This window comes from Streptomyces saintjeani, from assembly GCF_055409605.1.
Map to the genome: position 1 here is coordinate 8,538,272 of NZ_CP189624.1, position 19,328 is coordinate 8,557,599.

The window sequence follows — 19,328 nt, forward strand, 5'->3', positions numbered from 1 at the left end:
ACCAGCGGTCACCGGCTGAACCGGTGACGAGCACGCAGGCCCGGCCGCGCACACCCCGCGCGGCCGGGCCTACCGCGTCTGCATCAGCTGGATCAGGTTGCCGCAGGTGTCGTCGAGGACCGCGACGACGACCGGCCCCGCGTCCACCGGCTCCCGCGTGAACCGCACCCCGAGCCCGGAGAGCCGCTCGAACTCGGCGCGCACGTCGTCCACGGCGAACGAGGCCGCCGGGATGCCGTCCGCGAACAGCGCGGCCTTGTACGGGCCCACGGCGGGGTGTCCGGAGGGCTCCAGCAGCAGCTCGGGACCGTCGGGGTCGCCGGCCGCGACGACGGTCAGCCAGCGGTCCGTCCCCACGGGCACGTCGTGCTTCGTCACGAAGCCGAGGACATCGGTGTAGAAGCGCCGGGCCTTCTCCTGGTCGTCGACGAAGACGTTGGTCAGACGGATCCGCACGGGGGCTCCCTGGGGCGTGGACGGGCGTTGGTCCTCTCACCGTAGGACCCCGGCGTCCCCGGGCCGAACGGGCGCGCCCGCAGGTCGGGGCACCGTCGCCGGACGATCTCCGCGCCGATCCGGAACCGTGCCGCACGCCCCGCGCGCGTGCGGCGTCCGTGCAGGCCGGACGGTGTGTCACGGACGGGCACGGCGGAGTCCGGGACGGGGAGGCGTCGACTGCGGGAGAGTGGACAGACGCGGTAGGAGGAGGCCCCGACGCGAGGACGGAGGGACAGGTTCAGATGCTGAGGACTCCCGTGGCCGGGCGGCGCCTGGAGATTCTGGAATGGCTCAAGGAGCCCGCCCTGCACTTTTCCGCGCGGCGGCGCGCCGCGTCCCCCGGGCACGGCGTCACCGCCGACGCGCTCGCCCACAAGCTCGGCATGCGCCGCAAGGCCGCCGAGGCCCATCTCGACCTCCTCGCGCGCGTGGGCCTGCTGCGGGCCGAGAAGGTCGGCCGGCGCACCTACTACCGGCGCGACGAGATCCGTATCGCGGAGGTCGCCCGGATGTTCGAGAAGGGCTGGCAGAGGTAGCGCGGGAGGGCTGCTGGGGCGGGGGAGACGGGCCCGGGGAAAGCCCCGGCAAAGCACCCCGCCCGCGCGCATGGAGACGGGTACCGGCTGAAAGGATTACCCGACTCCGACAGGAAGGGCTCACGTTCATGCACCGTCGCGCGGCTCTCGTCCCCCTCCGGTACGTCACCCTTCCGGGCCACGGCCCCGAGGACGTCGTGGCGGACGGGCACGGCAGAGTCCTGACCGGTGTCGCGGACGGGAGGATCTTCCGGGTATCCGGCCTCGACGACCCGCGCGCGGCCCGCGTCGAGCACGTGGGGGAGATCGGCGGCCGTCCCCTCGGTCTCGAACTCCTCCCGGACGGCGGCCTGCTGGTGTGCGACGCGGAAGGTGCCCTGCTGCGCGTGGACACCGGCGACGGCAGCGTGCGCGTGCTGACCGAGTCGGCCAAGGGCGAGCCGCTGAGGTTCTGTAGCAACGCTGTCGCCGTACCCGACGGGACGGTCTACTTCACCGTCTCCAGCCGGGAGTTCGCGCTGGGGGAGTGGCTCGGCGACCTCGTCGGCCACACCGGCACCGGACGTCTCCTGCGGCTCTCGCCGGGCGCCGACACGCCCGAAGTGCTCCTGGAGGGGCTCCAGTTCGCCAACGGGCTCGCGGTGAGCGGCTGCGGCGCGTTCCTGATCGTCGCCGAGACCGGCGCCCGCCGCCTGACCCGGTACTGGCTCACCGGACCCCGTACGGGCGTCGCCGAGCCCTTCCTGGAGGACCTCCCGGGCTACCCGGACAACCTGTGGCGCGAGGGCCCCGACGGCCCCGTGTGGGTCGCCCTCGCGGGCCCCCGCGTCCCCGCGCTGGACCTCCTGCACCGCGCGTCCCCCACCGTCCGCCGCAGGGCCGCACGCCTCGCCCTGCACGCCCCCTACCGCCCCTCCGGCACGATCGGCGTCCTCGCGGTCGACGACACCGGCCGCACCGTCCACCACCTCACCCGCCGCCGCTCCGGCTTCCGCATGGTCACCAGCGTCTGCCGCACAACGGACGGCCTCCTGGTCCTCGGCGGCCTGAACGAGCCCGGCATCGCCGTCTGCGCGCCCGTATAGGACCTCACCAGCGGCGTTACGCTGAGGCCCGGCCGTGATCACGGCGGCCGGGCAGGAGACGTACGACATGACAGCGCCGAAGGCACAGCGCGTGCGCGGGGGACAGCTTCCGGTGGTCGCGGTGGTGGCCGTCGGAGGCGCCGCCGGGTCCCTGATCCGGTACGGGGCGGGCCAGCTGTGGCCCGCGCGTGCGGGCGGGTTCCCGTGGGCGACCTTCGGGATCAACGTCGTCGGGTGCGCGGTGATCGGCGCGTTCCTGGTCCTCGTGACCGAGATCCTCACCGTGCACCGGCTGGTGCGGCCGTTCTTCGGGACCGGGGTCCTCGGCGGGTTCACGACGTTCTCGACGTACGCCGTCGACGTCCGGAAACTGGTGGGAGAGGGGCATCCCGTCACCGGCTTCGCCTATCTGGCGGGCACCCTGTGCGCGGCCCTGGCCGCCGTATGGCTCGCGGCCGGCACGACACGCCGTCTCTTCGCGAGGAGGCAGACATGACGAGGTTGACCGGCAGCGCTCTGAGATTGACCGTGTTGATCGGGGAGAACGACACCGTCAACCATCGACCGCTGTATGCGGAGATCGTGCACCGCGCGCACGCGGCGGGTCTCGCCGGGGCGAGCGTGTTCCGGGGCATCGAGGGCTTCGGCGCGTCCTCGCGCGTGCACACGACACGGCTGCTGTCCCTCAGCGAGGACCTGCCGGTCGCGGTGGTGGTCGTCGACGCGGAGGAACGGGTCCGCGCCTTCCTGCCGCAGCTCGACGGACTGGTCACCGAGGGGCTGGTGACGCTGGAGCCGTGCGAGATCGTCACGTACACCGGCCGCCCGGCTGAATCGGGTGAATCAGGCAAAGCCGACAAGAAGGGTAAGAACTCGTTGTGAACTGGCTGCTGGTCGCCGTCGGCGGCATGGTCGGGGCGCCCCTGCGCTACCTGACCGACCGCGCGGTGCAGTCCCGGCACGACTCGGTGTTCCCGTGGGGGACGTTCACCGTCAACGTCGTCGGGTGCCTGATCCTCGGCACGCTGACGGGGGCCGCGTCCGCCGGGCCCGATCTGCGGCTGTTGCTGGGCACCGGCCTGTGCGGCGCGCTGACGACGTACTCGACGTTCTCCTACGAGACGCTCAGGCTGGCCGAGACGGGTGCGGGACTGTACGCGCTCGCCAACGTCGCGGGCAGTCTCCTGGCGGGGCTGGGGGCCGCCTTCGGGGGCGTGTGGATCGGGCAGACGTTCTGGTCGTAGCGGGGAAACGGGAGGAACGGCGCCCTACCCGGGGCTGGTAGGACTGTCCCCCACAGTCGTCCCCCCTTCCCGCAGAACTGGATCCCATGAGCGTCACCATCTCTGTCGGCCAAGCCGTCGTCCTCGGAGTCGTCGAGGGAGTGACGGAGTTCCTCCCCGTCTCCTCCACCGGCCATCTGAAGATCACCGAGGGCCTGATGGGCATCTCCGTCGACAACCCGGCGGTCGTCGGCTTCTCGGCCGTGATCCAGGTCGGCGCGATCGCGGCCGTGTTCGTGTACTTCTTCAAGGACATCGTGCGGATCGTCTCCGCGTGGGGCCGGGGGATCGCGAACAAGGAGGAGCGCCACCACCACGACTACAAGTTCGCCTGGTGGGTCATCTACGCGACGATCCCGATCGTGATCGTCGGCCTCGCCGCGAAGCCGCTGATCGACGGCGCCCTCGGCTCGCTGTGGGTGGTCGCCGCCTCCCTGATCGTCGGCAGCGGCGTGATGTGGGCCGCCGACCAGATGGGGCGCCACAAGCGCGGCGAGGACGACACCTCGTTCAAGGACGCGATGCTGGTGGGGAGTTCGCAGATTCTCGCGTTGCTCTTCCCCGGTTTCTCTCGCTCCGGCGCCACCATGTCGACCGCGCTCATCCTCGACCTCGACCGGGTCGCGGCCACCCGCCTGTCGTTCTTCCTGGGCATTCCGGCGCTGACCGGAGCGGGTCTGTACGAGCTGAAGGACGCGCTCGGCGCGGGGGTCGGCGCCGCTCCGCTGGCCGTCGGCACGGTGGTGTCGTTCGCGGTCGCGTACGTCTCGATCGCCTGGCTGCTGAAGTTCGTCGCCAAGCACTCGTTCAACGCGTTCGTCGTCTACCGCATCATCGTCGGCGTCCTGCTCTTCGGCCTGCTCGCGACGGGTGCGCTGAGCGCCTGATCAGATCACCGGGCGTGCGACCGGCTTTCAGCCGGCACGCCCGGTGAATTTTTCTTTTCGTTCGTCTTGACACCACCTGGCGCGCAGCCGCACCATCACTCCCGTGAACCTGTCAGACAGCCAGACAGGTGGTTCGGGGCCCCGTCGCGTGAGCGCGATGGAGGCGGTCCTCACCCACCTCCGCCGCGCCATCGAACGCGGCCAGTACGCCATCGGCGACAAGCTCCCCTCCGAGGCGGAGCTCTGCCGCACCCTGGAGGTGTCCAGGCCCGTGCTCCGCGAGGCCCTGCGCGCCCTCCAGACGATGGGCCTGACGGTCGCCAAGACCGGCAAGGGTACCTTCGTGGTCGCCAACACCGTCGAGGACCCCACCTTCGGCGACTACGCGGCCAGCGACCTCCTCGAAGTGCGCCGCCACATCGAGATCCCGGTCGCCGGGTACGCGGCCCTGCGCCGCACCCCGGAGAACCTGGACCACCTCGCCCACCTCCTGGACCGCATGGAGCGGGAGACGGACACCACCGCGTGGGTCGCGATGGACACCCTCTTCCACCTGGCCGTCGCCGAAGCCGCCCAGAACCCGGTCTTCCGCCGGGTCATCGAGGAGATCCGCGACGCGCTGGCGCGTCAGTCGGCCTTCCTCAACGAACTGGGCGGACGCCGCGAGCAGTCCAACCGCGAGCACCGGGCCATCGTCGAGGCCCTCATGGACGGTTCCGAGTCCGACGCGGTGGAGGCCATGAGCCACCACCTCGACCGCGTCGAGACGACCCTCACCGACATCGTGCGCACCCCGCGCGCGGAAACTCCCCTGGAAGGCGGACCCGAGGCGTGAGCGAACAGCACCTCAAAGACGAGACGCGCCCCTCGTCCCCGCACGTCGACGCCGGAGACGAGGGATACAGCAAGTCCCTCAAGCACCGGCACGTCAACATGATCGCCATCGGCGGCGCCATCGGCACCGGCCTCTTCCTCGGCGCCGGCGGACGCCTCGCCGACGCCGGACCCTCCCTCTTCATCGCCTACGCCGTCTGCGGGATCTTCGCCTTCCTCGTCGTACGAGCCCTCGGCGAACTCGTCCTGTACCGGCCCTCCTCCGGCGCCTTCGTGTCGTACGCCCGCGAGTTCCTCGGCGAGAAGGGCGCCTACACGGCCGGCTGGATGTACTTCCTCAACTGGGCGACGACCGGCATCGCCGACATCACGGCGGTCGCCACCTACACGCACTACTGGGGCATGTTCTCCGACATCCCCCAATGGGTGCTCGCATTGATCGCCCTCGCCGTCGTGCTGACCGTCAACCTCATCTCCGTCAAGATCTTCGGCGAGCTGGAGTTCTGGTTCGCGATCGTCAAGGTGAGCGCGCTCGTCGTCTTCATGCTGATCGGGATCTTCCTGCTGGTCACCCAGCACCAGGTCGACGGCCACACCCCGGGACCGTCCCTGATCACCGACAACGGCGGCGTCTTCCCCAACGGCCTGCTGCCCATGCTGCTGATCATCCAGGGCGTCGTCTTCGCCTACGCCTCCGTCGAACTCGTCGGGGTCGCGGCGGGCGAGACCGAGAACCCCGAGCAGATCATGCCGAAGGCGATCAACGCGATCATGTGGCGCGTCGGCCTCTTCTACGTCGGCTCCGTCGTCCTGCTGTCGATGCTGCTCCCCTGGAACGTCTACAAGGCGGGCGAGTCCCCCTTCGTGACCGTCCTGTCCAACATCGGCATCCCGGCCGCCGGTGGCGTCATGAACCTCGTCGTCCTCACCGCCGCCATGTCCTCCCTCAACTCCGGCCTCTACTCCACCGGCCGCATCCTGCGCTCGATGGCCGTCAACGGCTCCGCCCCCGCCTTCACCGCGAAGATGAGCCGCACCCAGGTCCCCTACGGCGGCATCCTGCTCACCAGCGGCGTCTGCGTCCTCGGCGTCGGCCTCAACTTCGTCGTCCCCGCCGACGCCTTCGAGATCGTCCTCAACTTCGCGGCGATCGGCATCCTCGCCACCTGGGGCATGATCATGATCTGCCACCTGATGTTCTGGCAGAAGACCCAGAAGGGCGAGCTGACCCGCCCGAGCTACCGGCTGCCGGGCTCCCCCTGGACCGAACTCGTGACGCTGGCGTTCCTCGCCTCCGTCCTGGTCCTCATGTACGCCGACGGCGGCGCCGGACGCACCACCGTGCTGTGCCTGCCGCTGATCGTCGGAGCGCTCGTCGCCGGCTGGTACGCCATCCGGGGGCGCATCGCGCGCATCTCCGCCAAGACCGACGCGTGACCCCTGCGCCGGCCCACGACAACCCGCAGGCAGAGTGATGTTCAGCAGCACCCCCACCGACGCCCCCCTCGTCCGCGAACCCCTCCACGCCCCCGTCGCCCACCTGGTGCGCGGCGGGGTCACCGAGGGCGTCCACTACGGCTCCGTCGTCGTCCTCGGCGCGGGCGGCGAGGTCACCCTCCAGCTCGGCGACATCGAGGCCGCCTTCTACCCCCGCTCCGCCCTCAAGCCCGTCCAGGCCGTCGCCATGGTCCGCGCCGGGCTCCCCCTGGACGGCGGACTCCTCGCCCTCGCCGCCGCCAGCCACTCCGGCGAGGAACGCCACCTCGCCGGAACCCGGCGGATCCTGGAGCAGGCCGGCGTCTCCGAGGACGACCTGCGCAACGTCGAGGACATGCCGTACGGCGCCGCCCAGCGCGACCAGTGGATCCGCGAGGGGCGGGGGCCGTCGCGGCTCGCGCAGAACTGCTCCGGGAAGCACGCGGCGATGCTCTACACCTGCAAGCTCAACGGCTGGTCCCTGGAGGGCTACCTCGACCCCGGCCACCCCCTCCAGCAGGCCATCGCCGAGATCGTCGAGGACCTCACCGGGCAGCGCATCGCCCAGGTCACCGTCGACGGGTGCGGAGCGCCCCTGTTCTCCGTCTCCCTGCACGGCCTCGCCCGCGCCGCCGCCCGCATCACCACGGCCGTCCCGGGCACCCCCGAGGCGAAGGTCGCCGCCGCCATGCGGGACTTCCCCGAGATGGCCTCCGGCACCGACCGCGACGTCGCCGCCCTCATGCGAGCCGTCCCCGGACTGCTCGCCAAGGACGGCTTCGAGGGCGTCGAGGTCGCCGCCCTGCCCGACGGGCGCGCCGTCGCCGTCAAGATCTCCGACGGCGCCAACCGCGCGCGCGTACCGGTCACCGCCGCCGCCCTCGCGCGCGCGGGCGTCGACCCGGCCCGCCTCACCGCGTTCGCGGGCGAGCCGCTCCTCGGCGGCGGCGAACCCGTCGGCGAGATCCGCGCGGTGCGCGCGCTGGATCCCGTCGCCTTCCCCGCCTGCGCGTAGGCCCCACCGGACGCCGCGCCCGCCTGTGCGGGGCGCGCGCGGCGTCGGGACAGGGGTACGGCGAGTGTGCGCGCCGTACCCCTGTCCAGCTCCTCCACACCCTCACCCACCCGAAAGAGGACACCCCTCACCATGACCGCCGTCACCCGCAGCGAGCACGACCTCCTCGGCTTCCGTGACATCCCCGCCGACGCCTACTGGGGCGTCCACACCCTGCGCGCCACCGAGAACTTCCCCATCACCGGTACGGCCATCTCCGCCTACCCGCACCTCATCGACGCCCTCGCCGCCGTCAAGGAGGCCGCCGCCCTCGCCAACGAGGAACTCGGGCTGCTCACGCCCGACAAGGCCGCCGCGATCGTCGCCGCGTGCCGGGAGATCCGCGCGGGCAAGCTGCACGAGCAGTTCGTCGTCGACGTCGTCCAGGGGGGCGCCGGGACCTCCACGAACATGAACGCCAACGAGGTCATCGCCAACCGGGCGCTCGAACTGCTGGGGCACGCCAAGGGGGAGTACCAGTTCCTGCACCCCAACGAGGACGTCAACCTCGGCCAGTCGACCAATGACGTCTACCCGACCGCCGTCAAGGTGGCGACGGTCTTCGCGGTACGTGGACTGCTCAAGGCGATGGCCGTGCTCCAGGACGCGTTCGGCCGCAAAGCCGTCGAGTTCCGTGACGTGCTCAAGATGGGCCGTACACAGTTGCAGGACGCGGTTCCCATGACGCTCGGTCAAGAGTTCTCCGCTTATGCCGTCATGATTGACGAGGATCGCAGCCGTCTTGACGAGGCCGTCGAGTTGATCCATGAAATCAACCTGGGCGCCACGGCCATCGGCACGGGCCTCAACGCCCCCGCCGGGTACGCCGAGGCCGCCCGCCGCCACCTCGCCGGCATCACCGGCCTCCCGCTCGTCACCGCCGCCAACCTCGTCGAGGCCACCCAGGACTGCGGCGCGTTCGTCCAGATGTCCGGCGTCCTCAAGCGGATCGCCGTCAAGCTCTCCAAGAGCTGCAACGACCTGCGCCTGCTCTCCTCCGGCCCGCGCGCGGGGCTCGGCGAGATCAACCTGCCGCCCGTCCAGGCCGGTTCGTCGATCATGCCGGGGAAGGTCAACCCGGTCATCCCCGAGGTCGTCAACCAGGTCGCCTTCGAGGTCATCGGCAACGACGTCACCATCACCATGGCGGCGGAGGCGGGACAGCTCCAGCTGAACGCGTTCGAGCCGATCATCCTGCACTCCCTCTCCGAGTCGATCACCCACCTCCGCGCGGCCTGCCTCACCCTCGCCGAGCGCTGCGTGGACGGCATCACCGCGAACACCGAACGCCTGCGCGCGAACGTCGAGAACTCCATCGGCCTCGTCACCGCGCTCAACCCGCACATCGGCTACGAGGCGGCCACCGACATCGCCAAGGAGGCGCTGGAGACCGGCCGGGGCGTCGCCGAACTCGTCCTGGAGAAGGGCCTGTTGCCGGCGGAGTCCCTCGCTGCGCTGCTGCGCCCCGAGGTGGTCGCGGGGAGCGGATCGCCGCTCGCGTAGCCGTGGGGGGTGGTACTGGTGCCACCCCCAAGACGGGTATCAGCGTGATCGATTCAGCACGGTGCCGAACCTGAACATCGACTCAGACGCCGCGCGGCCTCGCGCGGCAGTGAGGGGATTCGATGTCCAGATTTTCGGCGTTCTCGGCGTTCACGGCAGTCGTGCCGTCACCATCAGGCGTCCGCAGGGGAGCCGCTGTCTCCGGAGCCGTGGCCGCGGCCGTAGCGCTGGCGGCAACATGCCTGACCACGGCACAAGCCGCCCCACAGGCGCCGATCCCGCCCCGCTACACCGCCCAGCGCCTCGACTGGCAGCCCTGCCCCGGCACCCCGACCCTGGAGTGCGCCCCGATGACCGTCCCCCGCGACTGGCACCACCCGGGCACCGGCGCCGACCTCACCGTCGAGGTGTCCCGCCACCGCGCACCCGACCCCGCGCAACGACGCGGAGTACTGGTCATGGCCGCCGGCGGACCCGGCGCGTCGGGCCTGAACCGCCCCGCAGGGTTCGTGAAGGCGTCACCGGCGGTCGGCGCCGCGTACGACGTCGTCGGCTTCGACCAGCGCGGCGTCGGCAGCAGCACGCACGCCACCTGCCAGACGGACGCCGAGTTCCAGGACTTCTACGCCGGCGACTTCCGCGACCGCACGCCCGCCGCCCTCCAGGGCGTGATCAACCGTTCCCGTCAATTCGTCAAGAGTTGTCTTGATCGCAGCGGTGATCTCGTCAAGTACTTGACCACCGATCAAGCTGTCCACGACATCGACCTGCTGCGCACCCTGCTCGGCGTACAGAAGATCTCGTACTACGGCCCCTCGTACGCCACCTGGCTGGGCGCGTACTACGCGACCGAGTACCCGCAGCACGTCGAACGCGCCGTCCTGGACAGCAACCTGGCCTTCGACGGGACCTGGGAACAGGCCGAGCTGGGGCAGCCGATGAGCTTCCAGCGCCGCTTCGAGCAGGACTTCCTGCCCTGGCTCGCGCAGCACGACGCGGTCTACCACTACGGGCGTACGGCGGCCGAGGCGAAGGCCACCTGGGAGGCGCGCCGGGCCGCGCTGCACGACCGCCCCCTGACCGCCGGCGCGGTGACGGTCGGGCCCAACCAGCTCGACAACGCCACGATCCAGGGCATGTACAACGCGGGCCTGTGGCCGTCCCTGGCGTCCGTGCTGGCCTCCCTGGAGCACTGGGACACGGCGACGGCGGCCGAGCGGCAGACGGCCGGAAGCACCTTCGCGAACTACCTCTCGCCCGGCTTCGCCGCCACCTACTTCCCGGTCACCTGCAACGACACGCCGTGGAACCGCGACCTCGGCCACTGGCTGCGGCAGAGCGCGGCGGACACACGCAAGCACCCCCTGGTGGGCGCGCGGGAACTCGCGTACGCGACGGTCTGCGCGTTCTGGCCGCAGGCGGACGCCCCGCACGTCAAGGTCACCGGCGAGGGCCTGCCGCCGACCCTGATGCTCAACTCCGTGCACGACCCGGCGACGTACTACGAAGGCGCGCTGCGGGCGCACCGCGCGCTGAAGGGCTCGCGGCTGGTCACGGTCACCGGCGCCGGTGACCACGGCCAGTACCGGAACGGCAACGCGTGCGTGGACGCGGTCGTCGACGCCTACCTGCTCGACGGGAAGGTCCCGGCGCACGACATGACCTGCGCCGCCGCACCCGCGCGCCCCTAACGCGCCGTCACCGTCAGGTACGCCGTCCTCTTCACCCGGCCGTGATGCGCGACGACCGTCACCGGATAGCGGCCGGGCGCGAGAGAGGGCCGGACGGTGGCGGTGCCGAGGAAGCGCGGGTCGTCCCCGTCGGCGCCCTTGCTGTCGTCGTGCCGCAGCCGGACCGTCCCGGTGAACGCCGGGGAGGTGGCGGTCAGCCGCGTCTCCTCGCCCGGGTCCGGGTACACGTCGTGCCACATGACGGCGACCTGCCCTCCGGCGACGGCCCGGAACGTGCTGGGGGCGCCGCCGGAGTAGCCCGCCCCCGGGTCGAAGAACTCGGGGCCGGACGGCTTCCCCCGGTAGTCGCGGTCGCCCGGCCGGGACGCACGGACCGTCAGCCGCTTCTCGGCGATACGGCGGCCGTCCGCGCCGTACAGGGTGAAGGTGTACGTGCCGTCCGCCAGGCGGGTCCTGAGCTCCGGACGCGCCGAGAACGCGCGCGGGTTGTAGAAGTCGGTGTCGTCGTCGTGGACCAGGCGCGCGGGCGCGGGAAGGGCGGCGGACCGTACGGTGAAGCCGGTGCCCCGCTCGCCCGGGTACAGGTCGTCGAAGCCCAGCCACACGGGTTCGCCGGGGCGGGTCGCCTCCTGGGACGCGGAGAGGGTGAAGGAGGGCCGCTGGGAGGCGACGACCTTGACCGTGTCGTGGGCCACGTCGCGGCCGTGGACCGCCACCGTCAGGGGGTACGAGCCGGGCTGGTCCGTCATCTTGAGGGTCGCCACGGCCCAGTAGTGGTCGTCCTCCCAGCTCAGACGCACCGGCTCGGCCAACGCGGCCGACCGCGCGGTCACCGCGTCGCCGCCCCGCGCGCGGGTGACGCCGTAGAGCATCATGTGGACGCGCTCCCCGGGGCGGGCGTCGGTCTGGCCGTTGAGGATCAGCGAGGGCGCGGGAGACGGCGAGGGCGCGGGAGGCGTGGGCTTGGCCGCCGTACGCGAGGGCGGGGCAGCCTTCGGCGTCGCGCTGCCGCCCGTGCCGGTGCACCCGCACAGGACGAGGCCGGCAGCCGCTGCGGCCACGGTCCTGGACCACTTCATCGTTCCCCCAGTAGATCGGTCACAGGGGAAGAGGGAGAAACCGCGCCATCGGTCACAGCCCGCCGGAAATCCGGTTGAGGACCCCCGCCGCCCTCGGGGAGAATCGCACGCATGTTCTCCCGCAAGCCGCGCCGCCCCAAGTCCCCCGACACCCTGAAGGCATGGGAATGCCTGGACCAGGGCGACGTCCCCGGCGCGCTGAGGCTCCTGCGGGCCGCCGCCGGGAGCGCGCCGCTCGCCGAGGTCGCCCTGGTCGCCGGGCGGGCGGCCGAGACGGCCGGGTTCGACGATCTGCGCGAGGCCGCGAAGGCGGTCGTCGCCGGTCCCGGACAGCCGCGCGCGCTCTACGACTTCGGGTACGTGTGCATCGAGCGCGGCGTCGCCGACCTGGCGATCCCCGCGCTGCGCGAGGCGCTGCGGCTGGCACCCGGCGCGAAGCCCCTGCTGCGCGAGCTGGTCGCCGCCTACGAGGACCGCTCGCGCCACCGAGAGGCGGCGGACGTCCTGCTCGCGCACGAGACGGAGCTGGACGACTGGCCCGACCGCTACCTCCTCGTGTTCAACGCCGTCCTCGCGGGCGACCTGCCCCTGGCCCGGCGTCAGCACGCGCTCCTCGGCGACCCCGAGGACGACATGTGGACCTCCGCGCAGGCGCGCCAGCGCGGAGTCCTCAAGCGCGCCGACGCCGCCGGGGCGGTGAGCCCGCTGGACCGCGGCGACCTGCGCGGCTGGCAGTACGTGATGGGCGGGATCGTCCTCGGCACGCTCTCGCCGTACGGCTACGACGCGGGCATGAACGGGCGCTACGCCTGGCTCCAGGACACGTACGACCAGTGCCTGCGCGGCCTGCTGCGGCTCCGGGCGGCGCTGGAGGCGGCCCAGGTGCGCCCGGCGTCCGTGTCGCTGCTCCCGGACCGGTCGAGCCGCGTCCTGGGGCTCGCGGCGGCGCAGGTGCTGGGGCTGCCCGCGGTGCCGTTCGAGGCGGGACGCGAGGACACCGTCGTGATCGCGTACGACCTCAACGAGACCGCCGAGGCCGAGCGGGGCCCCGAGATCCTGGGCGAGCTGTTCGGCCGGACGCCGGGACAGGTCCTCCACGAGCACGCGAGCTGCTGGACCGACCCGCCCGCCGTCACCCCGGACAGCGTGACCCTGCTGCACCAGTCGGTCGTCGCGCCCTGGGGCGACGCCCTGCGCGTGGGCGAGGACGGCGAGGTCGAGCGCGGCGGCCCCGACCCGCGCGCGGAGACCGAACTCGCCGCGGAGATCGTCGCGGCCGATCCCACGCCCGACGAGGGCGACGGCACGACCCCGGACGACCCGCAGGAGCGGTTCACGGAGTTCGTGGCGGCCGTACGCGGGACCTGGCTCACGGGCGACCGCGCGCGGGTACGGAGCACGGGCCCCGTACCGAGCACCCGGTTCGCCTGACTCCCATGAACCCGGGGTGAACTCCCGGCTCCCGTACGGCTCTCCGCGCCGCGATCACGCTCCGGTCATGCACAGACCACCGCCCCGAAGGCGGAACGTCGCCCACCGGCCACCCGGCGTCGCCACGCTGGCAGAGTGCTGGCCAAGGCTTTCCCCGTCGCTCTCCGCCGCTGCCAGGTGCTCGGCCTGGCCGGTACCTCCTGCCTGGCGCTCGGCGGCGAGAGTGCCGGCGCCCTGCCCGCGCGCGAGCTGCTCGCGCCCTCCTCCCCGCACGCCGTGCTCGGCCTGGTCGGCGTCTACTTCGGGCTGGTGCTGCTGACCGCCGCCTGGGTGCTCCTGGGCCGCAGGGTGCGCGGCGACGAACCGCCCTCCCCGCGCGCGCTGGTCCTCGTCCTCGCCGTCTGGGCGGCCCCCCTGATCGTCGCGCCGCCCCTGTTCAGCCGGGACGTCTACAGCTACCTCGCGCAAGGCGCGATGGTCGACGCCCACATCGACGTCTACTCCTACGGCCCCGCCAGCCTCGGCGGGCCGCTCGCCGACGAGGTCGCGCCCCTGTGGCAGCACACCGGGGCGCCGTACGGACCGGCCTTCATGGGCCTCGCCGGGGTCCTCGCGGGCCTCACGCGCGGGGAGCTGCCCGCCGGGCTGTACGGGATGCGGTGCGTGGCCCTCCTCGGCGTCGCGCTGATGGCCGCCGCGCTGCCCCGCCTCGCCCGGCACTGCGGCGCCGACCCGGCGCGCGCGCTCTGGCTGGGGGTGCTGAACCCGCTGGTGCTGCTGCACCTCGTCGCGGGCGCCCACAACGACGCGATCATGCTGGGCCTGCTCGGCATCGGCCTGGTCGCCGCCCTCGGCGGACGCTTCACCCTCGGCGCCGTCCTGGTCACCCTCGCGGCCCTCGTCAAGGCGCCGGCGGCGCTCGGCCTCGCGGTGATCGTGCTGCTCCACTACAGAGAGCACGGCCGGTCCGGCCAGTACGGCGCTCTGCGCGCGTGCGCGACGGCCCTCGCCCCGGCCGCCGTGACAACCGTCGCCGTCACCGCCGCCACCGGCACCGGATACGGCTGGATCCGGGCCCTCAGCACCCCCGTGTCCCCCCAGAACTGGGCCCTCACGAGCCTCCTCGGCCGCGCCACCGGCGCCCTCCTCGAACGCGCCGGGAGCGACCTCGCGCCGCTCGCCGTGCCCGTCTGGCACGCCCTGGGCCTCGCGATCACGGCGGGGCTCGTCGCGGCCATCTGGTGGCGCCTGCGCCCGCGCCCGGTGTACGCGCTCGGCCTCAGCCTCGCCGCCGTCGCCGCCTTCGGCCCCGCGATCCGCCCCTGGTACGCGCTGTGGGGCCTCTTCCTGATCGCCGCCGCCGCACCCGACACGTCGGTACGGCACCGTACCGCCGTCGCCGTGGCCGGGGTGCTCGCCCTCGCCGTCCTGCCCGACGGAGGACCCGCCGACGCCGGACAGGTCCTGCTGGCCGTCTCCGGCGGCGCCCTCGCCGTCGTCGTCCTGTGGCAGGCCCGCCTCGCCACCCGCGCCACCGGCCTCCAGCACGGCCGTACGGCATGACCCCACGAACCCCGAGGACCATGAGACTCCCCGAGACCGACCGCGGTCGCCTGTACCTGTTCCTCGCGCTCGCCGCCGCCGTGACGGCGTTCACCGCGACCGTGCCGCTCCTGCGGGACTGGTTCGACCTGCGCGTCTACTGGGGGACCATCGACCACTGGGTCCACCACGGCGGACGCGTCTACGACTACCGCGTCCCCGACACCCCGTACGGCTTCACCTACCCGCCCTTCGCGGCCGTCGCGATGCTCCCCCTGTCGCTGATGAGCCTGCACACGGCGATCGCCGCCGCCCTCCTGCTCAACCTCGCCGCCCTCGCGCTGGTCCTGCGCCTCCTCGCGGGCCGCGAGTGGAAGCGGCACGGCTGGTACGGCGTCGGCCTCACCCTGTGCGTCCTGGCCCTCTTCGAACCCCTGCGGGACACGATCAGCTTCGGCCAGGTCAACATCCTGCTGCTCGCGCTCGTCCTGGTCGACGCCCACCTCCTCGCGACCGGCCGCGAACGCTGGGCCGGCATCGGCATCGGCCTCGCGGCGGCCGTCAAACTCACGCCCGCGCTGTTCATCGGGCTGCTCCTGGTGACCCGCCGATGGCGCGCGGCCGGGGTCGCCACGGCCGTCGCCGTCGGTGCCACCGGGCTCGCCGGGTTGGTCGCCCCCGGCGCGTCACGGTTCTACTGGACGACCGCCCTGTGGGACACCACGCGCGTGGGACGCCTCGACTACGTCTCCAACCAGTCCCTGCAAGGGGTCCTCGCGCGCCTGGGGGTGGAGAGCAAGGCCGTGTGGGCGCTGGTCGTGCTGGTGGTGCTCGCCGTGTGGGTGTGGCGGGTGCGGCGCGCGGGGGAGTGGCGAACGGCGTTCGCATTGACCGGGTTGACCGCTTGTCTGGTCAGTCCTGTCACTTGGGTGCATCACTTGATCTGGTTGATTCCGTCGTTCGTCGTGTTGATCCGATCCGGGTATGTGCGGATCGCGTCAACTCTGTACGCCGTCATGTGCACCAGTGTTGTATGGATCTGGTTCCATGACGCGTCCGGCCTCGACGGGTTCCTCGGCAGCAACATGTACGTGTGGATCACCCTCGGCCTCCTCCTGTGGCTGCCGACCGGTCAACGCCGCCTCCCCGCGCGCAGCACGAACGACACCCCGCCCGCCCCCAGCGCCGCCGCCCCGGCGACCATCGCCGCCTCCGGCCAGCCGGGCCCGTCGTCCCCCGCCGGGACGGCCGCCGCGACCGCCGGACGCACGTCGGGACCCGGCCTAGGCCGCACCCTCAGCGCGTCCAGCGAACCCACCGGATCCACCCGCCCCGCCGCCGCGAACCCCCAGTCGAGCAGGTCACGCGCCTCCTCGTAGACCGCGAACCCCCCGCCCGCCTGCGGGTTCATCACCGTCACCACCAGCGTCCGGCCACCCCTGCGGGCCGCGGCGACCAGCGTGTTCCCGGCGTTGGTGGTGTAACCGTTCTTCACGCCGACGAGCCCCGGATACGCCGCGACCCCGTCCTCCCCGGTCAGCAGCCGGTTCGTGTTCTCGATCTCGTACGACCAGCCGCCGCCCCCGGGGAACCGGGCCCGCGCGAGCCCGCAGTACCGCGCGAAGTCCGCGTTGCGCAGTCCCGCGCGGCCGAACACGGCGAGGTCGTACGCCGACGACACCTGGCCCGGCGTGTCGTACCCGTCCGGGGACAGCACGTGCGTGTCCAGCGCGCCCAGTGCCCGTGCCTTGGCCTGCATGCGGGTCGCCGTCGTCTCCCAGCCGCCGTTGAGCGAGGCCAGGACGTGCACGGCGTCGTTGCCCGAGTTCAGGAACACGCCGCGCCACAGGTCGGCGACCGTGTACGTACGGCCCTCCGCGACGCCGACCATGCTGCTGCCCGCACCGATGCCCTCCAGCTCCCGGGGGGTGACCCGGTGCCGGGTGCCGGCGGGGAGGACCGGCAGGACGGTCAGCGCGAACAGGGTCTTCAGGGTGCTCGCCGGGGGCAGCTTGCGGTGCGCGTCGGAGGCGGCGAGGACCGCGCCGCTGTCCACGTCGGCGACGACCCAGGAGAGGGCCGAGACGCCGGGGAGCGCGGGGGCGCCGGGGCGGGGGCGGACGTGGGGGCCGGGGCGGTGCAGGAGAGCGGGGGAGAGGGCGCCGGACGTCCGGGGACGATCGGGGGACGACGTCCGGTGCGGATCGGGGGCGCCCGGTCCGGCCGACGCGAACGCCAGCGGTCCCGCCGCCAGGGACACCACGGCACACAGCGCGCAGGCCGACACGGCGGCCCGGGAGGAAAATCCGATCGTCATACGGTCAACGTAGAAACGATCATGCGGATCGGCGTGCTGCCCGTGCCGATCGGGGGGCGGCGAGCACTCGGATGCCGTACGCGCGGGCGGGGGCCGGACGCCGGGGGTGTGCCGCACGACGCAGAGCGCCACCCCTACTCACCCGGCAGCGTCGGCTGTACCTGCCGCAGGAACGTCGCGTTGTCCGGTGTCTTGCGCATCCGCTCCAGCAGGGTCTCCAGGCCCGTGCTGGTGTCCCGGGAGGCCAGTGCCCGGCGCAGGCCGCGCGTTGCCGTCAACTCGGCCGGGGTCAGGAGGAGTTCCTCGCGGCGGGTGCCGGAGGCGTACAGGTCGACGGCGGGGAACAGACGCCGGGACGCGGATTCGCGGTCGAGGCGCAGCTCCATGTTGCCGGTGCCCTTCAGCTCCTCGAAGTAGTAGTCGTCCGCCCGCGACCCCGTCTCGACCAGCGCGGTCGCCAGGATCGTCAGGGAGCCGCCCTCCTCCAGGGCGCGCGCGGCGCCGAAGAACCGCTTCGGGCCGAGCAGGGCGGCGGCGTCGACGCCGCCGCTGAGGGTACGGCCGTTGCCGGGGGCCGCGTTGTTGTGGGCGCGGCACAGGCGGGTCAGGGAGTCGAGGAGGATCACGACGTCCTCGCCGGCCTCGACGAGCCGCTTCGCGCGTTCGACGACCAGCTCGGCGAGCGCCGTGTGCTGGCGGGCCGCCCGGTCGAACGTCGAGGCGTACACCTCGCCGCGCACCGAGCGGCGCATGTCGGTGACCTCCTCGGGGCGCTCGTCGAGCAGGAGGACCATCAGGCGGGCGTCCGGGTGGTTGCCGGCGACGGCCGCCGCGAGCTGCTGGAGCAGGACCGTCTTGCCGGTCTTCGGCGGGGCGACGAGCAGGCCGCGCTGGCCCTTGCCGACGGGGGCGAACAGGTCGGTGACCCGGCCGGCGAGCCCCGAGGCGGGGTGTTCCAGGCGCAGCCGCTCGTACGGGTGCAGAGGCGTCAGCTCGGCGAACGTGCGGCGCCGGGGCGCCACTTCGGGCGTACGGCCCTCCACCGAGGTGACCTCGGTCAGGCCGCGCCGGTCGCGCAGGCCCTCCACGAGGTCGCCGCGGCGCAGGCCGTGACGGCGGATCAGCGCGGCCGGGACCTGCGGATCGTCCGGTTCGGCCAGCAGGCCGGGGCCGCGCAGGTGGCCCTTCCCGCCGCCGTCGACGTCGAGGACGCCGGCCACGAGCCGGGTCGGGGGCTGCTGCTGGGTCGGGGGGTGTTCGAGAGTGGTGGTCATGGGGGTCGGTCCTTTCGCGGACGGACGGGCATGTGGCATGCGGTGGGGAAGGAGAACGCCGCGAAGAATTAGGGAGGCGACACGCGCTCCCGGCGGCTGAGACACCCCGGCTTTCACAGGGTGGAGAAGAAGGGAATTCGCACCGGCGTCCACGACGGGACGTACACAAGTGCTCTCCGCAATATAACACCGGAAGTACCCGGGTCTGTCAACCCCGAACCTTCCCCCGCTATTCCCGGGCCTCCCCGGCCCCCACCCTCTCGGGCTTCGCCGCGTGCCGCACGAGCTTCTCCTCGAACGGCACGGCGAGGTAGGAGCGGCGCGTCGTCCCCCGGCGGTCCGCGACGAGCCGCCCGAACCGCTCCCGGACCGCCGCCGCGACGGACGGCTTCCCCGACGCGGAGTTGCCCCGCGGGACGACGAGCCGGGTCCCGGGTGTGCCCGTCCGTACGCCTACCGCGCCGCGTCCGCCGCGATCTCCGCGAACTTGGCCTCCATCGCGGCCTGGAGAGCCTGGGCCGCCGACAACGGGCGTACCATCACCATGAGTTCGTCGATCCGGCCCGTCCCGTCGACGTGGATGAAGTCGCAGCCGGTCAGGTCGCGGTCGCCGACACGGGCCGTGAAGATGAGGGCGTGGTCGGGGCCGTCGGTCAACTCGCGCTGGTAGTGGAGGTCTTGGAAGACCTGGGCCACGGCGCGGAGGATCGCGGCGGTGATGGGCTTGCCCCGGTAGGGCTTGTGGACGACCGGGCTGGTGAAGACGACGTCCTCGGACAGCAGCGCGACGGCGGCCTCCATGTCGCCGGACTCGACTGCCTCACGAAACGCGCGCACG

17 protein-coding genes and 3 pseudogenes are annotated in these 19,328 nt (G+C 72.5%); 14 read left to right on the plus strand and 6 right to left on the minus strand.

Annotation, left to right across the window (positions count from 1 at the left end; translation table 11 throughout):
- Window positions 1-69: 69 nt before the first annotated feature.
- Entirely contained in the window at window positions 70-456 is a 387-nt protein-coding gene (locus ACQCO7_RS38155) for a VOC family protein (protein ID WP_464076097.1), read from the minus strand.
- 284 nt (window positions 457-740) lie between these two features.
- Here ACQCO7_RS38155 and ACQCO7_RS38160 point away from each other — a divergent pair, with 284 nt between their 5' ends.
- From ACQCO7_RS38160 to ACQCO7_RS38210, 11 genes are all read left to right on the plus strand, one after another.
- Window positions 741-1,034 (plus strand): ArsR/SmtB family transcription factor, encoded by a 294-nt coding sequence (locus ACQCO7_RS38160; RefSeq protein ID WP_464076098.1) that lies wholly within the window; start codon window positions 741-743, stop codon window positions 1,032-1,034.
- A gap of 128 nt (window positions 1,035-1,162) precedes the next feature.
- Complete coding sequence (locus ACQCO7_RS38165) at window positions 1,163-2,119, plus strand: SMP-30/gluconolactonase/LRE family protein (RefSeq protein ID WP_464076099.1); 957 nt, start codon at window positions 1,163-1,165, stop codon at window positions 2,117-2,119.
- A 67-nt stretch (window positions 2,120-2,186) separates the two neighbouring features.
- A complete protein-coding gene (crcB, locus tag ACQCO7_RS38170; protein ID WP_464076100.1) occupies window positions 2,187-2,615 on the plus strand; it encodes a fluoride efflux transporter CrcB in 429 nt (142 codons plus the stop codon).
- A complete protein-coding gene (locus tag ACQCO7_RS38175) occupies window positions 2,612-3,001 on the plus strand; it encodes a DUF190 domain-containing protein (RefSeq protein ID WP_464076101.1) in 390 nt (129 codons plus the stop codon). Before crcB (ACQCO7_RS38170) ends, ACQCO7_RS38175 begins: the two co-directional genes overlap by 4 nt.
- The gene (crcB, locus tag ACQCO7_RS38180) at window positions 2,998-3,363 is read left to right on the plus strand and encodes a fluoride efflux transporter CrcB (RefSeq protein ID WP_464076102.1); all 366 of its coding nucleotides are present in this window, start codon (window positions 2,998-3,000) and stop codon (window positions 3,361-3,363) included. Before ACQCO7_RS38175 ends, crcB (ACQCO7_RS38180) begins: the two co-directional genes overlap by 4 nt.
- Window positions 3,364-3,449: 86 nt before the next feature.
- The gene (locus ACQCO7_RS38185) at window positions 3,450-4,289 is read left to right on the plus strand and encodes an undecaprenyl-diphosphate phosphatase (RefSeq protein ID WP_050375516.1); all 840 of its coding nucleotides are present in this window, start codon (window positions 3,450-3,452) and stop codon (window positions 4,287-4,289) included.
- Between the two features lie 157 nt (window positions 4,290-4,446).
- Entirely contained in the window at window positions 4,447-5,124 is a 678-nt protein-coding gene (locus tag ACQCO7_RS38190; RefSeq protein WP_464077398.1) for a FadR/GntR family transcriptional regulator, read from the plus strand.
- Complete coding sequence (locus tag ACQCO7_RS38195) at window positions 5,121-6,560, plus strand: amino acid permease (RefSeq protein ID WP_464076103.1); 1,440 nt, start codon at window positions 5,121-5,123, stop codon at window positions 6,558-6,560. Before ACQCO7_RS38190 ends, ACQCO7_RS38195 begins: the two co-directional genes overlap by 4 nt.
- 37 nt (window positions 6,561-6,597) lie before the next feature.
- The gene (locus ACQCO7_RS38200) at window positions 6,598-7,614 is read left to right on the plus strand and encodes an asparaginase (RefSeq protein WP_464076104.1); all 1,017 of its coding nucleotides are present in this window, start codon (window positions 6,598-6,600) and stop codon (window positions 7,612-7,614) included.
- Window positions 7,615-7,746: 132 nt separating this feature from the next.
- Window positions 7,747-9,156: an aspartate ammonia-lyase gene (aspA, locus tag ACQCO7_RS38205; protein WP_464076105.1), complete on the plus strand. Its 1,410-nt coding sequence runs from the start codon at window positions 7,747-7,749 to the stop codon at window positions 9,154-9,156.
- A 122-nt stretch (window positions 9,157-9,278) separates the two neighbouring features.
- Entirely contained in the window at window positions 9,279-10,847 is a 1,569-nt protein-coding gene (locus tag ACQCO7_RS38210; protein ID WP_464076106.1) for an alpha/beta hydrolase, read from the plus strand.
- On the opposite strand, the gene ACQCO7_RS38215 is transcribed toward ACQCO7_RS38210, so the two are convergent.
- Window positions 10,844-11,926: a hypothetical protein gene (locus tag ACQCO7_RS38215; protein WP_464076107.1), complete on the minus strand. Its 1,083-nt coding sequence runs from the start codon at window positions 11,924-11,926 to the stop codon at window positions 10,844-10,846. The two genes, ACQCO7_RS38210 and ACQCO7_RS38215, sit on opposite strands and share 4 nt — an antisense overlap.
- A gap of 111 nt (window positions 11,927-12,037) precedes the next feature.
- On the opposite strand from ACQCO7_RS38215, the gene ACQCO7_RS38220 reads away from it, so the two are divergent.
- From ACQCO7_RS38220 to ACQCO7_RS38230, 3 genes and pseudogenes are all read left to right on the plus strand, one after another.
- A complete protein-coding gene (locus tag ACQCO7_RS38220; protein ID WP_464076108.1) occupies window positions 12,038-13,357 on the plus strand; it encodes a hypothetical protein in 1,320 nt (439 codons plus the stop codon).
- A gap of 108 nt (window positions 13,358-13,465) precedes the next feature.
- A pseudogene (gene mptB, locus ACQCO7_RS38225) lies at window positions 13,466-14,920 on the plus strand (polyprenol phosphomannose-dependent alpha 1,6 mannosyltransferase MptB); the annotation flags it as partial.
- Between the two features lie 20 nt (window positions 14,921-14,940).
- The gene (locus ACQCO7_RS38230; protein WP_464076109.1) at window positions 14,941-16,278 is read left to right on the plus strand and encodes a glycosyltransferase 87 family protein; all 1,338 of its coding nucleotides are present in this window, start codon (window positions 14,941-14,943) and stop codon (window positions 16,276-16,278) included.
- An 83-nt stretch (window positions 16,279-16,361) separates the two neighbouring features.
- Here ACQCO7_RS38230 and ACQCO7_RS38235 read toward each other — a convergent pair.
- From ACQCO7_RS38235 to ACQCO7_RS38250, 4 genes and pseudogenes are all read right to left on the minus strand, one after another.
- Window positions 16,362-17,216: pseudogene (locus ACQCO7_RS38235) on the minus strand (D-alanyl-D-alanine carboxypeptidase family protein); the annotation flags it as partial.
- A gap of 134 nt (window positions 17,217-17,350) precedes the next feature.
- Window positions 17,351-18,490, minus strand: a complete 1,140-nt coding sequence (rho, locus tag ACQCO7_RS38240; protein WP_464076110.1) for a transcription termination factor Rho — start codon at window positions 18,488-18,490, stop codon at window positions 17,351-17,353.
- 259 nt (window positions 18,491-18,749) lie between these two features.
- Window positions 18,750-18,932 (minus strand): annotated as a pseudogene (locus ACQCO7_RS38245) (hypothetical protein); the annotation flags it as partial.
- Between the two features lie 11 nt (window positions 18,933-18,943).
- Window positions 18,944-19,327 (minus strand): nuclear transport factor 2 family protein, encoded by a 384-nt coding sequence (locus ACQCO7_RS38250; protein ID WP_464076111.1) that lies wholly within the window; start codon window positions 19,325-19,327, stop codon window positions 18,944-18,946.
- Window position 19,328 lies beyond the last annotated feature (1 nt).

Excerpts from the sequence above, each read along its gene's own strand:
- ACQCO7_RS38190 (WP_464077398.1), top strand. The coding sequence starts at position 4,447 with ATGGAGGCGGTCCTCACCCACCTCCGCCGCGCCATCGAACGCGGCCAG.
- ACQCO7_RS38160 (WP_464076098.1), top strand. The coding sequence starts at position 741 with ATGCTGAGGACTCCCGTGGCCGGGCGGCGCCTGGAGATTCTGGAATGG.
- ACQCO7_RS38175 (WP_464076101.1), top strand. The coding sequence starts at position 2,612 with ATGACGAGGTTGACCGGCAGCGCTCTGAGATTGACCGTGTTGATCGGG.
- ACQCO7_RS38185 (WP_050375516.1), top strand. The coding sequence starts at position 3,450 with ATGAGCGTCACCATCTCTGTCGGCCAAGCCGTCGTCCTCGGAGTCGTC.
- ACQCO7_RS38215 (WP_464076107.1), bottom strand. The coding sequence starts at position 11,926 with ATGAAGTGGTCCAGGACCGTGGCCGCAGCGGCTGCCGGCCTCGTCCTG.
- crcB (WP_464076100.1), top strand. The coding sequence starts at position 2,187 with ATGACAGCGCCGAAGGCACAGCGCGTGCGCGGGGGACAGCTTCCGGTG.
- ACQCO7_RS38165 (WP_464076099.1), top strand. The coding sequence starts at position 1,163 with ATGCACCGTCGCGCGGCTCTCGTCCCCCTCCGGTACGTCACCCTTCCG.
- rho (WP_464076110.1), bottom strand. The coding sequence starts at position 18,490 with ATGACCACCACTCTCGAACACCCCCCGACCCAGCAGCAGCCCCCGACC.
- ACQCO7_RS38230 (WP_464076109.1), top strand. The coding sequence starts at position 14,941 with ATGAGACTCCCCGAGACCGACCGCGGTCGCCTGTACCTGTTCCTCGCG.
- aspA (WP_464076105.1), top strand. The coding sequence starts at position 7,747 with ATGACCGCCGTCACCCGCAGCGAGCACGACCTCCTCGGCTTCCGTGAC.
- ACQCO7_RS38220 (WP_464076108.1), top strand. The coding sequence starts at position 12,038 with ATGTTCTCCCGCAAGCCGCGCCGCCCCAAGTCCCCCGACACCCTGAAG.
- ACQCO7_RS38200 (WP_464076104.1), top strand. The coding sequence starts at position 6,598 with ATGTTCAGCAGCACCCCCACCGACGCCCCCCTCGTCCGCGAACCCCTC.
- ACQCO7_RS38210 (WP_464076106.1), top strand. The coding sequence starts at position 9,279 with ATGTCCAGATTTTCGGCGTTCTCGGCGTTCACGGCAGTCGTGCCGTCA.